Below are 15,212 nucleotides of genomic sequence, written 5' to 3'. Positions count from 1 at the left end.
CAATCAACGAAGAAAACCCCGGCCGAACAGCGTTCGGACGGGGTTTTGAAGTGTGCAGATGATCTGCGATTTTTAGTACGTGAATTCGAGTCCGGCTGTCATGTACTTCAGTTCCCACATGCGTCGTTCGATGTCGATGCTGGGGTTGATAGGCCAAGTCGTGTAGTTGACTGACTGGTAAGGGCTGGTCACGTTGCCGATGACCATGTAACCAGCTGAGAGGACCAGATTGGCATCCTGTAACATGGTGTCTTCGATGTAGGGCATCTCGCTGAAGATCTTCGCGTGCAGGTTGACGCTGGCATCCATGAAGGGTGAGGCATGGGTGCTGTTGTCAGTGTCTTCGAACCCGGACTGAGAGTTGATATCGTTCAGGTCGCTGTCCGAGATCAGCTGACCGGAGGTCGTGATGAAGTGGTTGTAGAACCCGAAGCCATCGAGCTTGGTGTGCTCATAGTTGACTGCGACGCCCCCGGTGACCTTCAACATCAAGCCAAAGTTATCGCTGCCCAGGTCGAGTTGGAGACCGAGTTCAGGACCAGCCATAAAGGCATCGGTCTGAGCACTCATGGATGCCTGGTAGGCAGAGGTCGGAACGAAGATATCGCCATCATCGGAAACAAAAGTCCCATCGGGATCAGTTGGATCGGTAATGATTTCGCCGTCCACAGGAGTCCCTGGAGGCACGGAATCCGGCGTCCCATCTTCAAGCCCTGCACGAACAAGAATAATATAGGAGTACAAGTCCTGAAAAGTCGCGAGGTCGACTCCGTCACGGTTTTGATAAGTATAGGATGCCCCCGAGTCGAAACCGTTGAAGTTAAAGCCTTGTTTCAGATTGATATAGCGAAGACCCCAGACAGGCTTGAGAGAATACCAGTCTCCCTTGTACCAGGGTGTGCTGGAAGCAAGGAAACCGGCTCCATAGACCTGTTGATAGGACTTGAAGTCGAAATACTGGTCAAACGGAATGACAAACGCCTGACCGGTTCCATCGTTGACCGAGATACCTGGGTTCAGAGCGCTCAACGTTAAAGGAAAGAGAAGTTGTTCGACAGTGTTGGCATCATCGAAGGTAGAAAATGGTTCTGTTCCCATTGTGAAGCTACCAACAGTCTGCTGGCCCCACCAGCCATTCAGCATGACTCCGGTGCCGTCTTCGTCTTCCCAACCCCATTCCATGCGCAGTCCGGGAGCTCGTTCGTTGCCGCCAATCAGGCTACTGACATTGCGAGGACGGAAGCCGAAGTTTTGATCATAAGCGACAGGTAGACCTCCCGTTTGCTGGGTATCACTCTGATCGCGTGGCATGGAATTGGGAACAGTGGGAATTCCTCCACGGCCGCCGTCGTACCCGAAGAGGGTGTCGGGCATGTTGTCGTGGATGAAGTACATGTATTCCGCCTTGCCTTTGTACGTTCGGCTGGCGTTGGTCTTCTCGTTGAACCACAGACCTTTGTTGTAGCTGGTCTGTTGCTGGGCGAACTGATACTGCTCGACGCCTGGGTACGGGTGGAAGTTACCACCGGCGGCGACGGGAGGTGTCAGGACGTCTGGGTTCTGGCTGTAGTGAGGGCCTGGGCCGGGTCCCATGCCGGGTCCCATACCGGGAGGCATGCCTGCTCCGGGAGCCATGAGTTCAGGTGGTGGCTGAACCGTGGGCTGGAAGGACGCCTGTTGAGCCGCCTGAGAGGCATGGCTGTTACCGATCCACGACTCCCCGCTGGAGAAGCTGGCAGGAGACGCGGCGTAGCCTGGGTAGCTCGGTTGGGCGTAGTAGCTCGCGTCAGGTGGAGAGGGCTGTTGTGCAAACGCATTGGAACCGGTCGCACACAAGAACATCGCGCCCATGACGGATGCAAGTGTTTGGCGTTTCCGCGTTTGGGATTTTCCGTGACGCATGGTTGACTCTCATTGTCTTCGAGTGAGAACGCGACCGTTTTGGTGCGTGGAAGAGATGATCTGTCCCGTGTTATCGGACCTCCAGAGTGTTAAGCTGTAGCGATTATTCCGCGTTTGACGGATTTTCCGGCTGAATCGGTTGTGGCGGTTATTTCCGCCTGGGGTGATTCGTTTTCGCGGCATTATAAGGAGGGGATTGGGGGCGGGGCGTGTAAAATTTGCAGGGGGGAAACCGGTCTAAAAACTCGTGTCGACGTGGTTGATCCGGTCGTTTATGATGGCCTTCCTATTACCAGACAATGCCTTTTTACCAGACAGTTGCCTTGATCGCAGCCGGGCCAGGAAGTAGCCAGACGCGCGGCGATGAAGTGTACGCAAGGATGCCACTATGCTCGGGACAACGCTTTCGGCTGGCGACTATCTCCGCCGATTCGGCAGCGAATTGGATCGCGTCAGTAAGGATCAGATTCTGCTGTTGAGCGAACATCTGTATCAGGCGTACGAAAACGGCAAGTTCGTTTTCGTGTGCGGCAATGGCGGGAGCGGGTCGAATTCATCGCATATCTGTGAGGACTTCGGAAAGAGCACGCTCGATCCTAAAGACTTCAACAATGACAGCCGCAAGCGCCTGAAGATTCTCAGCCTGACGGACAACACCCCTTACATCCTGGCCTGGGGAAACGACGAAGGCTTCGATCGGATCTTCGTCGAGCAGTTGAAGAACTTCGCCTCTCCGGGAGACCTGTTGATCTCGATCAGCGGTTCGGGGAATTCTGCGAACGTCCTCAAAGCCAACAGCTGGGCTCGCGAACACGGGCTGACGACCTGGGGCATTACGGGCTATACCGGCGGGAAGCTGATGCACGAAGCCGAGCATAACCTGCACGTCCCGCTGGACGACATGGGGATGGTGGAATGTATTCACCTGCTTGTGTTCCACTGGATCCTGAACGATATGTTTGCTCGTATTAATCAGGTCGGTCGCTGGTCAGAAGAGACCGAAGCCAAGACGTTGCCGATACGTCGGGCTGCTTAGGCTGCTGATGACAACAAAATAGGAAAAGCCACGTTTCAATTAAGAGTGAAACGTGGCTTTTTTCGTGTTCATTTGCGTGTTGAAGGTGAGTTGCGTTGAGTTGGGTATGGAAGCGGATTGATGGTCCGCACAGCGGACCCTACGGGGAGTTGGACTTGTGCCACGGCTGGGGCGGCGGTGGGAATGGACGTGCATTGCGCGATGGCACGGCTGGCACAGCCGTGGCACACAGCACACGGGGATGTTCGTCGATCTGCTGATGAGAGGATGCAACGCGGGACAGCGGCTCGGACGGAGCCTCGCCCTCCCGGTGAGCCAGGGCGCTCAAGAAAGTTATGCGGCGCGGGAGTTTCGGATGGCCTGGCGGTTGGCGAGTTGGACGGAGATGGCCAGGCAGGCGATGGCGAAGAGGATGGTTGCTGTCACGCAGAGGGGCATGCTGGGGAGTCCGGGGGCAGAGCCGGACGGGAGGCCGGGGAGCATCAAACGTTGCAGGCCCGCAACGCCGTAGGTCATGGGATTGGCGAGCATGACCCATTTGAGCCAGCCGGCGCCTTCGGTGGGGAAAAAGGCGCCAGAGAGGAGCCACATGGGCATCAGGACGATGCTCATGACTGCGTGGAAACCTTGGGTTGAATCCATTGGCCATGCGAGCAGGAAGCCGAGGGAGGTGAGGGCGAGTCCGAAGACGAAGATGAACGCGACCAGGCCGATCACGGTGAGTGGGTCCATGGCAGGCAGGACCTGCGGGGCGATGCCAATGAGCCACAGGAGAGGAGCGATCGCGACGAACAGCGCGACCTGAATCATGGCGAGCATCGTGCCGCCGAGGACTTTGCCCAGGACGATCGAGGTGCGCGAGACAGGAGAGACGAGGACGCCTTGAAGGAAGCCTTCTTTGCGATCCTCGATGATGGAGATCGTCGCGAAGATGGCTGTGAAGAGAAGAATGAGGGCGATCACGCCGGGGAAGAAATACTGCTGGTAAGTCAGGGTTTCCGGGGCCCAGGAGGGGACGTCGAAGGACCCGCGCAGGCCTGTGCCGAAGAGAATCCAGAAGACGATGGGCTGTCCCAGGGCGCCGATGAGGCGGGAACGCTGTCGGAAAAAGCGGGTCAGTTCACGGATGGCGAGCGTATAGACGGCGCTGCCTTGAATCGTCGTGGCGTTCATGTCTGTCGTTACCCGGTTGGAAGTCATTAGACTGAGAGATTCTCCACGATATCGTATCTGCTTCGTCCACGCATCCAACTGGCTCTCAACTCATGTCGACTCCGAAATCTCCGAAGACTGCCAGCCGCTTATTTCCATGGCTGGGGTTCGTGTTGCTGATCATGATGGCGATCATCGGGTATCTCGGGTATGCGATGATGATAGACGCGAAACGTGGTGATCAGGCGAGCATCAACAAGAAGGCCTCCGAACGGCCAGGACCCGAGCCATTGCCGGCTGTGAACGCGATCGCATACTCCCCTGAGCGAGCCCCGCGGCTGACGAGCCGGATGAGGGATTGGAAGGGGTTGATTCGGGTTGATGTCACGCCGGCGAAGCTGGATTCAGCATTGAGCATCGAGAAAGGCTGCGTTGTTTCCCGGTTCACGAGTACGGGAGACCGGGTAGAGACGATCCGTGATCGCTCGATGAGCAATGCGAGCCCCAAAATCGAGAATGGTGCCTTGTTTCTGGATGCCACTGATGTCCGATACGGCGGCGACGTCGCGAACAAGTCGCCCCTGGATGCTCCCCTTGGTCGCGCGGAGTCGCTATTGGAGATCACGCCGCAGGAAGACGGAACGATCTGGGTCGGTGAGCATTGCTATCGTGGCCGTTTGAGAATCCTGCTGGTGGACGGGAAGATCCGGATGGTCAATGTCGTCGGGCTGGAGGATTACATTGCCAGTGTCGTCGATAGCGAGATGCCGGCGACGTTTTCTCAACGAGGGCGTCAGGCGCAGGCGATCGTGGCTCGAAGTTATGCCCTGTATCATATTCTGACGGCTCCCCGCGAGACGGTCAGCGATGTCAACGATACAACGCGCCATCAGCGGTATCTGGGCTATCAGTATCGTGGCAAGGACGGGCGCAAGTTTGCAGGGGAAACCAAATCCGGACGTGCGATTGCAGACAGCACCCAAGGGATCATCTGCGTCCACCGGGGAGATGTGTTGCTGACTTACTTTTCAGCCTGTTGTGGTGGAACGAATAACCGTCTGCCCGAGATGTACCGTGACTTTTCCTCGGCTTATCACCGCCAGGAGGATCCGTTTTGTCGAGATGCTCCCGTGTATCACTGGGTTGAGACTGTCAGCCAGGAGCGGTTTCTGGAGGAACTGCGTCGTGCTGAGCCGAAGCGAAACTGGGGAGCGGTCTTCCAGGGTATTCAACGGAGCGGGTCTGGAGAGGCGGGCTCATTCGAGGTTGAACTGACTCCGGGGCGACGGCAATCCATCAGCGCGGAACGTCTGCAGCGCATCTTCTCGTTGCGCAGTTCTTTTCTGGATGTCGAAGCCAGGGACGGAGCGATTATTTTGAAAGGAGAGGGACACGGGCACAGTGTCGGGTTGTGTCAGTGGGGAGCCAATTTCGCGGGGCAGCAGGGGAAGTCGGCGGAGGAGATTCTGGATTTTTATTATGACGAGATTGAGTTGATGCGATTGCCGGAGCAGGGTGAGTGAGCGAGTTTGTAGTGGGTCGGGTTCTGGCAGCCTATACGGCGGGGGGCAATTGTGTCATCAGCGATGAACCGCCCTTACAGGGCGGACGATCTCGTTGATGTCGAAACCCAGGACGTTGTCCTGGGCTGACAGAAATCGTCCCTTCAGGACGGAGATCGAGACGTCTGCGCTGAGCGTGTTTCTAGCGGCTTTGTCGTCCGGGTTGGGGACAACCCGGACGACCGTTTTTTGGACGAGATGCGGGTTAGGTGGCGTGGCCGATTTCGTCGCCGTTGTAGTGTTCGTAGAAGAGCCAGCCGATTTCTTCGCTCAGGCGGGTCAGGTAGCTGCGTTTGAAGGTCGTGAGCGTTTCTTCGGATGTTGAGCGAGGGGCTCGGATGGGGTACTGCGAGATGAGTTCTTTGCTGTAGATGCTTTCGCCGTGGCCTTCTTCGTCCATTTCATAGACGGTGACGTAAGACTCAGAGCGTCCGCGGTAGAGGGTTGTGCTGCCTTCTTCGAACAGAGAGAACTTGCTCAGGTCGATGTAGACGACATAGGTTGTATCGAAGGCTTTGCCGATTTCTTCGGGGCGGTCCCAGTCCTGATCATGCGAATCGAGCCAGGCGCGGACCTGATCGGGGTTAATGACCTTGATCTTGTTCGAGACGAAGCGGAACGACACATATCGCGCGACTTCGTGAGCGATTTTCGGGTGGTTCCACTCGACTTCCTGAGGAGCATAAACCACGATCGCGACCGTCACGTCTTTGGCCGTCATGGATTTATGAGTCATCATGTCGAAATCTGGCTCGATGCTCGGAGGACCGCCGATCAGATAAGCCAGAGGGATGAAGTAGTTGCAACCTGGCGAGATCATCATGGCTGTCACCAGCAGGGCCAGTTTCCAGCATGCAGGGGGTGTGAATCGTTGGAACATAGGGAACCTCGAAACGAGTGGCTTCGTTGTGAAGTGCATCGTGATGAACGGTTGGGGGAGGGAACCGAAGAACAAATCCGCGATCGCGTTAGTAGACTTCTTCGGTCATTTTGTAGTCGTAGAAGAGACGGGCGAGTTCGTCGCTGACTCGTGTGATATACTTTTCCTGGAACGAACGCATGGAGGACTGATCGACCGAGACAGGATGGAGCTGCGGGTAGGTCGATGTGAATTCGTGCTGGAAGACAAGAAAGGCGTTCTTGTCTTTCTTCTCGCCACGGATTTCATACACGTACACATTTCCCAGGCAGTTTCCGCGGTACATGTTGGGACTGTTGGGTTCGCGGTAGGTGACCGATTCGAGGTCGACGTGAATGATGTAGTTGGCTTCAAACTTCTGAGCGATTTCCTGAGGCGAGTTCCAGACTCCTCCTAAGGATGAAAGCCAGCGATCGACATCTCTGGGAGGAATGGTTTCGATATCGCGGACACGGAAACGTCGGACGATGGATTCGACCAGGTCGTGGTCGATCGATGCATTTTCCTGACGCAGCATTTCGGGGACAGAACAGACGACAACGACCTTCTTCTTGTCTTTCCGCAGGTCGACGCCGGTACGTTGCTTGAACTGGGACTCGGCGACGGGGTCGCCCATGAGGAATTTGCCAGCCATGACAAACAGCGAACAGCCACTCATCTGAATGGACAGTATCATCAGCGCAATCACGCCGAGGCGTAGGGGCAGCCTGGATCTTGTCATGGGGGATATTGCCGTCGAGGGGGGAGTTGGCCGAGGATGAATGAGAGCTCATTCATTTCGCGAGACAGGAGAGTGTCGTCGCGAGTCGGTCAGAAAAGACTCACCCGGGAGGTGAGAAGATGTGAGGGATTGAGGTGAGAGGGTTTTAGTATTCGATTGACCGGTCCGGGAGAACATCAATGAACCGTGATCAGCGGGTTTTGCACATTTTGTAAGGATCGGGCTGAAGAGTGGGATGAGTGAATGACGAGGAGTGGTTGGATGGATGTCTCCGGACAATTGTCGGTTTTTTCCCTCGGCTGTGATGTCACAGGGATGGACGGCAAGGGTCAAGGAATCTATATGGGTCAGATAGGTTTCGCGTCCTTCGAAATCTGTGCGCCATCAGGTGCTTTCGTGTCACTTAAACTCAAGATATTTCAGGAAATCGAGTTGCAGAGGCCCTCTGGCGCGGACATGATTGGTGAGTTGGCGCGCGTCGCGAGGAAGTACCTTGTGAAACGAAGTTCACTCAGGTGATCCACGTTTCTGAAAATCTGATGAATTTTCAGCGCCCTTTTCCCCCTCCCAACCAATAATCAAAGGAGAGGGGATGCTGGCGAGTCGACGGAAAAGTAGTCAACAGAATATCTTGCCTCTAATGCGATCGATCGGGCAGGTCACATGAATATTATTCTCGCATCCTCGGAAGCGGTTCCATTTGCTAAAACCGGGGGCCTTGCGGATGTGGCGACGAGTCTTTCAGAAGCGCTTGCCAACCTCGGTCATGATGTGACCCTTGTTCTCCCGCATTACCCGCAGGTCATGCCTCAAGGTCACAACGGCCGGTTCAAAATTCAGCCATATGGACACCCGTTCGCGGTCAAGATTGGCAAGCGTCTGCAAACCGGGCGGTTCTTGTCTGCGAAGATGGTGGAGACGTCGCTGTCGGTGGTCCTGATCGATCAACCTGACTATTACGACCGTCCTCAGCTGTACCTGCAGGATGGCACGGACTACGAAGACAACTGCGAGCGCTTCGTGTTTTTCAGTCGTGCAGTCGTTGAGCTGGCGCGACAATTCACGACCCCGCCGGACATCATTCACGCCAACGACTGGCAGACGGGGCTGGTGCCTGTTCTTGTCAGCGAAGAGCTGCGCAAAGATCCTCGTTTTGCCGGGGTGGCTTCCGTTCAGACGATTCACAACATCAACTATCAGGGGCGTTTCTGGCACTGGGATATGCCGTTGACCGGACTCGACTGGAAGTACTTCAACTGGAAACAGATGGAGTTCTATGGCGAACTGAACCTTCTCAAGTCAGGTATCACGTTTGCGGACATGATCACCACGGTCAGTCCGACCTACGCCCGCGAAATTCAGACGCCGGAATATGGATGCGGTCTGGAAACGGTTTTGCGCAATCGTCGTGAGTCGCTGGCGGGGATCTTGAACGGCGTCTCTCATGCGGACTGGAATCCTGCGACCGACTGGCTGATCGAATCCAATTACTCGCTCAAATCGATCGATGAAGGCAAGCCGATCTGCAAAGCGGATCTTCAGGAAACGATGAAGCTGCCCGTGCGGGATGATGTTCCGATCCTCGGCATGATTTCCCGGATGACTGATCAGAAAGGTTTTGATCTCATCATCGAAACCAGCGAACTGCTGATGAAGATGGATATCCAGCTTGTCTTCCTGGGGACCGGTGATCGTCGTTACGAAACTTTCCTCGACGACCTCGCTGAACGTTATCCGGACAAGGTCGCGACTTACATCGGCTTCTCAGAAGAGGTCGCCCACAAGATCGAAGCGGGTTCGGATATCTTCCTGATGCCGAGTCGATTCGAGCCATGTGGTCTCAATCAAATGTACTCGATGATTTACGGCACGGTGCCGATCGTGCACCGCGTCGGTGGGCTGGCGGATTCCGTCGTCAACGTCACGACCTCGACCCTGAGTGCGGGGACGGCCAACGGCTTCTCGTTCGATCATTACACGGGATCAGCGTTCATCTTCACGGTGCAGGAAGCTCTCCGGGTCTTCGAGGACAAGCAGACCTGGCAGAAGATTGTGCAAAACGGGATGTCGACTGACTGGACCTGGAAACGCAGTGCCAATCAGTATGTGGATGTCTATCAGCGAGCCCTCGAAAAGATTCGCCCGACGCCCGCCTCTTCCGAGGTGTCTGAGAATCCTCCGTCCACAACGCCACCGACGACGCCGGTTGATGTTCGTTAAGGTTGCTGTTTGTTCAATGAGTCTGCCCTCGACGCGATGTCGAGGGCTTTTCTTTTCCCCGCCTGACTTCCCGCAGTGACGCGTACTTCGCCTATGACTCAACCTGTGATGCGACAAGACCCGCTCACCGGCCACTGGGTCATCTTCTCGCCATCACGAGGCGATCGACCGATCCGGCTGTCGAAGCCCGTTGCTGCGCCGAGCGTCGATCCTGCGGATGATCCGTTCGCTCCGGGAAACGAACACGAAACGCCGGATGAATCGTACGCGATCCGACGCGATGGCTCGCTGCCCAATCGTCCGGGATGGGATCTTCGTATTGTGCCGAACCGTTATCCGGCGGTTTCCACAACGGCATACGAAGACCTCCAGCAGGAGTCCGCTGCTTATGGCTATCACGAAGTGATCATTGAGACGCCGCGAGGTGAATCGATGTTTTCGCGATTGAGCATGCTGGAGATCGCGGATGTGTTTGTCTCTGTGCAGCAGCGGATGATCGCGATGAAGAGGGATTCGCGATTGCGCTCACTGGCGTACTTTAAGAATGAAGGAGTCGCAGCGGGGGCCTCATTGCCGCACGTTCATTCGCAGTTGATGGGGCTGGAGTTTGTGCCACCATTCTTGCAGGCCGAGTTCGATGCGACGCTCCGCTACTGGCAGGTCGAAGGTGCATCGAAGGGGCGGAACTGGTTTGAATCGCTGCTCGATGCCGAGTTGTCAAATCAAAAGGACTCGAGGATCGTTGATCATTCGGTCGACTTGGTATCGCTGTGCCCTTACGCGAGTCGGTATGCCTATGAAACGTGGTTTGTTCCGACGCGGCGAAATGCCTCGTACTTAAACGCGACGATCGAGGAGATTGAAGAACTCGCTCGTCAGGTTCATGGCGTTCTCAATTCTCTCATGAGCATCGTTCCGGGCGTTCCTTACAACCTTGCGCTCCATACGGCACCGCTCGGTCTCGAGGAGGTGCCTCATTACCACTGGCATCTGGAACTCTATCCGCGAGTGAACGGACTGGCGGGGCTTGAATGTGGGTTTGGCTGCCATTTGAATACCGTCATGCCGGAGCAGGCGGCGAGCGCATTGCGAGTAGGGTCCGCTGTGCGGACCGTCAATCGAGTCGATTCTACGAACACGCGTTGAACGGAGCTAAGCAGACGGTCGACGTTCTTGCTCTTGAACGTCGATTGATGGTCCGCAAAGCGGACCCTACGGGAGGCTACTCCAGCGCGAAGGTGACGTCAGCTGACTTCACGATCGTGTTGTCTGGGAGTTGACGGGCATCGAGACGGACGAGGAGGCGATGAGCACCGCTGCCGGTTTTGCCCGTCAGGAGTGTGGCGGGCTGGCCGTCGACTGTGGTTGCTTTGGCTTCGATGGGTTGGCCATCGATCCAACCGGCTGCGGTCGAGGTTCCCAGGACGGTGAAGGTGACGGCTTTATCGTCCGTTGTGGTGAAGCCGGTTCGCAGGTAGACGTGGACCAGGCTGACGTGAGCGGGGATGACGGTCAGTTCCTGCAGCGTCTTGCGAGGCAGACTGCCGTTGACCAGAGAGAGGACCGGGCTCCAGCCTTTGGTCAGCGTCCCGTCGATGATCTGCGGGCCGTTGTTCTGCTCGACGACATGGCTGCCAGCGAGGACTTCGTAAACGCGGCCGACACCTCCGCGGCTGGAGTCGAAGTCACCTGGCTTGCCGAGTTTGGAAAGGAACGCGATCAGGTCGACCTGGTCCTGCATCTTGAGTCGATCGACAACACCGACGGGCATCAGCGATGAGCCGTTGCTTTTCTCGAGGATCTCGCGGGTCGGGATGTTGATGAGTTTGTTGTCAGCGGTGCGAATAGTTGTCTGCGCCTCGGTGGCTTTGACTTCGATCCCGGTGACGACCTGACCATCTTCGGTCACGAGGACGACCGAGTGATACCCTTCTTTGACCTTGGCGTTGGGGTTGAAGATCGACTCGACGAGATAGTCGACGGGAGCCGAGGCGCCTAAGCTGGTCATATCGGGGCCGACCTTGCCGCCGACGCCGCCGATCGCGTGACAGTTGGCGCAGGCGAGTTCTTTCATGCGGTAAATCTGCTCGCCACGGTGGGGATCGCCGGTCTCTGCGATCGCTTTGACATACTCGGCGATCCGTTCTGGGGTCAGGCTTTCCGGGGTCATCAGTTGACCGGACAGCGGCAACAGGGCAGCGGTCAGTTCCGGTTCATTGCGTCCTTCGGAAGCAACACGCAAGCCGGCTCTGGCGACGAGTTCGGTCATGCCGCTGTCGGGGAGTTTCGATGCAATCAGTTTGCCGGCCTCTTTCGTCACGAGTATCGAACGCCAGAGGGCCTGGGCGGCTTCTTCGCTTTCGATCGTCTTCATGGCTGTGAAGAGAGTTGGGAGGGCGCGTCCGAGATCGACAGCCGCGATGGCGTTGAGAACGTCGGTGCGGAGCGGTTCGGTTTTGATCGTCTCAGCCAGCGCGAAGAGTTGTTTGTTCGCGGACGGCTTTTGAATCTGGCGCAATGCCATCAGGGATGCACGACGAGCTTCGAGCGTCGCCTTCTCATCGGAGGCCACTTTGGCGAGTGGTTCTGAAGCCGCTTCGAGCTTCCATTGTCCGATCAGTTCCGCCGCAGACGTACGAACGGCATCGTTGTCGGAGGCCACCAGGGCAACAATCTTGTCATTGTGGGCAGGCTTGGCGCCGCGAGTTCGATCGGCGTCCAGCAGTGATTTCAAAACACGAACGCGTGCTTCCGTCGCGAAGTCACCGTCAACCGCACGATTGAACAACTCCGTCAGTTGCTCCTGATTCCCCGCTTTGCCCAGCAGTTCGATCCAGGGCCCTGCCCCGTTGCTTTCGATTTTGTGGGTCGCGAGGTATTGTCCGAGGAGTTGAGCTGAGACGTTGGGATTGATGGAGGTCAGCAGGTACTGCAGGTGGGCGGGCTTGATCTTGTTGAGGGCATCATCCTTGGCGAGTTCTGTCGTCAATGGCGTGGAGGCTTCGTTAACCGTCAGCCAGAGGCCGTATTCGATGAAACGGTCCATCGGGTGATCGAGGGCAGCGAGGGCTAGCAAGCCGGCGTCTGCGGTCGCGAGTTGACCGAGGGCACGGACGGCTTCGAGGCGGACTCGGGGATAGGGATCATTGACGGCTTTGCCGAGCAGGTCCATCGCGCGAGAGACGGTGATCGGTTTGTCGACGTCGGTGTTCGGGCCGGTCCAGTGAATGAGGACACGAACCGATGCGGTGCGGACGCCGTCGACCTTCGAGGCGAGTAGTTTCGTCAGGAGGACTTCGTTGGCGAGGTCGAGAGATTCGTGCAGCCAGAGAGCCGCCAAGCGGGCTTCGTCGGTTGTCAGTGAGGATGCCCACTTTGGCAACATGGCGACTGCCTGATCGCGTCGGGCGACGAGCTGGGCCTGTGACTGCTCGCGGGTGTAACGGTCGGTGGAGGTGAGGTTGTTGAAGAGATCACTGAGGCTGGCTTTCGTCAGGTCGATGTTGTCTTTCTTTTTGGCACCCTTCCAGCTGACGCGCCAGATGCGGCCGTGCCAGCGGTCGCGTCGTGCATCGCGGAAGTCGACTTCGCCGTGGTTGATGATCGGGTTGGACCAGTCAGCGATGTAAAGAGCACCATCGGGTCCTTGTTTGACATCAATCGGGCGGAACGACGTGGCAGACGTTCGCATCAGGTCGTCTTCCTGCTTCGTGACGAAGCCTGCGTTATCTTCTTCAAAGCTGAACCGGACGACGCGGTTGGCCCGGAAGTCACAGGTGATCATCGAGCCTTGCCAGTCTTTCGGGAACGAGTCGCCGTAGATGATTTCGGCAGAAGCAAACTTCGGCCAGCGTCCCGGGCTGATGAGTTCGAGTTGACGGGCGGCTCCAGGAGTCGGGTGGAACATCGCGCCGGGGAAGGTGTAGGCAACGCCGTTGCCCCCTGCCCCGTCGGTCAGAAACGAGTTACCGAATTGGTCGAACTGGTGACCCCACGAGTTCCACAAGCCGCGGAAGACGATCTCCATGCGGAGCGCATCGGGCTGGAAGCGGAACCCGCCGCCGGCTTTGAGACGAACGACGCCGTGAGGGGTTTCGGTATCGGTGCGGGTGTAGACCGACTGGTTCATGTAGATTCGTCCGTCATAACCACGGACGAGTGTGTGCAGGTTGTGGTGCGTATCTTCGGTTCCAAAGCCCGAGAGGACGCGAGTCCGCTCATCGGCGACGCCGTCGTTGTTGGTGTCTTTGAGATACAGCAGGTCGGTACTCTGGGCGACGTAGACACCATCCCCATTCGTGGTCGGCAAGACGCCCGTCGGGATGAGCAGTTCATCGGCGAAGACAGTCGATTTGTCGGAGACACCGTCGTTGTCGGTGTCTTCCAGGACAATCACTTTATCGGGACGTGACTGGCCGACTTCGATCATCGGGTAGGCTTCCGAGCTCACGACCCAGAGTCGCCCTTTTGCATCGAAGTTCATGTGAATCGGCTTGTTGAGCTGAGGATTCTCGGCCCAGAGTTTGACCTCGAACTCGTTGTTCATCGTGAACTCGGGGTGAGGTTGTGGGGTGAACTTTGCGAATTTTGACTCGGTGCGAGGCTTGGGCTGTTCGACGTCCTTCGACTTGAGGGGTCGCAGTTTGGCGATGATCACTTCTTCGTCAGCGATGAGGGCTTCATATTGAGGGAGTTCAACGGCATTCTGGCCTTGTTCGTGTTTACGGAAGCCGAGGACGTAGGCCATGTTCGAGGGGCGTGTGCGGTGGAACCACCATTCGTTCTTCCGGACGATGACTTCGCGAAGTGGTTCGGCCTGGAGGCTGGCCTGCCAGGTTTTGGCATCGAGGTTCAATCCCTGACAGATCAACTCCGCCGCTTTCTTGAAGCCAGCTTCGTTCAGGTGAATCGGATCCTGGTGAAAGTGGCCATCATTGGGGATCTGACCGAGATCGATGAAAGGGGCTTTGTGGGCATTCGCGATGCGATGAATCACACGACGATAATTCGCGAGGTCTTCATGCTCCCCTGCCCCATCGGCTCGCCAGGAAATCGGCGATAGAAAGACGAAGCGGACCTCAGGATTAATTCGCTTGGTTTCAGCGATCAGCTTTTGAAACTGGTCGGCGAATGTCTTGGTGTCGTCGCCGCCAAGTTCGAGGTAACTGGCCATGCCGTAGCCGAAGATGACAAGCGTCGGTTTGACCAGTTCGACCTGCGCGATGAGTTGCTTCCAGCCTTCGTCAGCGGGTTCGTTCCCTGCTTGTCGCAGGCTGAGACCGAAACGGGAATCGCCGACAGGGGTATCCGCGTTCCAGCCGAGGTTGCGGAACTTGAGGTTCTTCTCGGGAGTCGATGCCGTGAGGGCGAGCTCGATCCAGCCGGAGTATTGTTCCTGCTCGATGAGGGCATCGCCGATGAGCGCGATGGTTTCGGAATCTCGCAGTGTCAGCGTAGGTTCTTCAGCAAAACTGGTGTTCGCAGTGAGGCTCGTCAGCGAAAGTGCAAGAACGAAAACGCTGACCGACAGGCGCTGCAGAAAAGTCATAGAAGTCTGCTCCCAGGGGAACTTGCGGAATTTCATCGGCTCAAAAGATACGTAAGACTTCGTTTATGTTAATTAGAGATGATCTCCTTGCCAACGGGCTGGACGCAATAGATTTCAAAACAAACTGTTTGAACTCTCATGATCCTTTTGAG

The 15,212-nt window shown here is 56.7% G+C and carries 9 protein-coding genes; 4 read left to right on the top strand and 5 right to left on the bottom strand.

What is annotated here, in order from left to right; translation table 11 throughout:
- Positions 1 to 72: 72 nt before the first annotated feature.
- Complete coding sequence (locus SH248x_RS18540) at positions 73 to 1,902, bottom strand: hypothetical protein (RefSeq protein ID WP_459555803.1); 1,830 nt, start codon at positions 1,900 to 1,902, stop codon at positions 73 to 75.
- Positions 1,903 to 2,290: 388 nt separating this feature from the next.
- Between SH248x_RS18540 and SH248x_RS18535 the strand changes: the two genes are divergently transcribed.
- Entirely contained in the window at positions 2,291 to 2,938 is a 648-nt protein-coding gene (locus SH248x_RS18535; protein WP_459555802.1) for an SIS domain-containing protein, read from the top strand.
- A gap of 333 nt (positions 2,939 to 3,271) precedes the next feature.
- Here SH248x_RS18535 and SH248x_RS18530 read toward each other — a convergent pair whose 3' ends face one another.
- Positions 3,272 to 4,111, bottom strand: a complete 840-nt coding sequence (locus tag SH248x_RS18530) for an ABC transporter permease (RefSeq protein WP_459555801.1) — start codon at positions 4,109 to 4,111, stop codon at positions 3,272 to 3,274.
- Between the two features lie 92 nt (positions 4,112 to 4,203).
- Between SH248x_RS18530 and SH248x_RS18525 the strand changes: the two genes are divergently transcribed.
- On the top strand, positions 4,204 to 5,613 hold the full coding sequence (locus SH248x_RS18525) for a SpoIID/LytB domain-containing protein (RefSeq protein ID WP_459555800.1): 1,410 nt from the start codon (positions 4,204 to 4,206) through the stop codon (positions 5,611 to 5,613).
- Between the two features lie 244 nt (positions 5,614 to 5,857).
- Here SH248x_RS18525 and SH248x_RS18520 read toward each other — a convergent pair whose 3' ends face one another.
- Together SH248x_RS18520 and SH248x_RS18515 are read right to left on the bottom strand one after the other, a co-directional pair.
- Positions 5,858 to 6,532, bottom strand: coding sequence for a hypothetical protein (locus SH248x_RS18520; RefSeq protein ID WP_459555799.1), 675 nt, complete (start codon positions 6,530 to 6,532; stop codon positions 5,858 to 5,860).
- A gap of 88 nt (positions 6,533 to 6,620) precedes the next feature.
- The gene (locus SH248x_RS18515) at positions 6,621 to 7,247 is read right to left on the bottom strand and encodes a hypothetical protein (RefSeq protein ID WP_459555798.1); all 627 of its coding nucleotides are present in this window, start codon (positions 7,245 to 7,247) and stop codon (positions 6,621 to 6,623) included.
- Positions 7,248 to 7,955: 708 nt separating this feature from the next.
- On the opposite strand from SH248x_RS18515, the gene glgA reads away from it, so the two are divergent.
- Together glgA and SH248x_RS18505 are read left to right on the top strand one after the other, a co-directional pair.
- Entirely contained in the window at positions 7,956 to 9,512 is a 1,557-nt protein-coding gene (gene glgA / locus SH248x_RS18510; protein ID WP_459555797.1) for a glycogen synthase, read from the top strand.
- Between the two features lie 93 nt (positions 9,513 to 9,605).
- Complete coding sequence (locus SH248x_RS18505) at positions 9,606 to 10,658, top strand: galactose-1-phosphate uridylyltransferase (protein WP_459555796.1); 1,053 nt, start codon at positions 9,606 to 9,608, stop codon at positions 10,656 to 10,658.
- A gap of 76 nt (positions 10,659 to 10,734) precedes the next feature.
- On the opposite strand, the gene SH248x_RS18500 is transcribed toward SH248x_RS18505, so the two are convergent.
- Positions 10,735 to 15,060 carry a PVC-type heme-binding CxxCH protein gene (locus tag SH248x_RS18500; RefSeq protein ID WP_459555795.1) on the bottom strand — a complete coding sequence of 1,442 codons (4,326 nt, stop codon included), beginning with the start codon at positions 15,058 to 15,060 and terminating at the stop codon, positions 10,735 to 10,737.
- Between the last annotated feature and the right edge of the window lie 152 nt (positions 15,061 to 15,212).

Origin of the sequence: Lacunimicrobium album (assembly GCF_052161635.1) — a bacterium.
Taxonomy (GTDB): Bacteria; Planctomycetota; Planctomycetia; order Planctomycetales; family Planctomycetaceae; genus SXPC01.
This window is presented reverse-complemented; position numbering and strand designations above follow the sequence as displayed.

Excerpts from the sequence above, each read along its gene's own strand:
- SH248x_RS18540 (WP_459555803.1), bottom strand. The coding sequence starts at position 1,902 with ATGCGTCACGGAAAATCCCAAACGCGGAAACGCCAAACACTTGCATCC.
- SH248x_RS18530 (WP_459555801.1), bottom strand. The coding sequence starts at position 4,111 with ATGAACGCCACGACGATTCAAGGCAGCGCCGTCTATACGCTCGCCATC.
- SH248x_RS18535 (WP_459555802.1), top strand. The coding sequence starts at position 2,291 with ATGCTCGGGACAACGCTTTCGGCTGGCGACTATCTCCGCCGATTCGGC.
- SH248x_RS18515 (WP_459555798.1), bottom strand. The coding sequence starts at position 7,247 with ATGATACTGTCCATTCAGATGAGTGGCTGTTCGCTGTTTGTCATGGCT.
- SH248x_RS18525 (WP_459555800.1), top strand. The coding sequence starts at position 4,204 with ATGTCGACTCCGAAATCTCCGAAGACTGCCAGCCGCTTATTTCCATGG.
- SH248x_RS18500 (WP_459555795.1), bottom strand. The coding sequence starts at position 15,060 with ATGACTTTTCTGCAGCGCCTGTCGGTCAGCGTTTTCGTTCTTGCACTT.
- SH248x_RS18505 (WP_459555796.1), top strand. The coding sequence starts at position 9,606 with ATGACTCAACCTGTGATGCGACAAGACCCGCTCACCGGCCACTGGGTC.
- SH248x_RS18520 (WP_459555799.1), bottom strand. The coding sequence starts at position 6,532 with ATGTTCCAACGATTCACACCCCCTGCATGCTGGAAACTGGCCCTGCTG.
- glgA (WP_459555797.1), top strand. The coding sequence starts at position 7,956 with ATGAATATTATTCTCGCATCCTCGGAAGCGGTTCCATTTGCTAAAACC.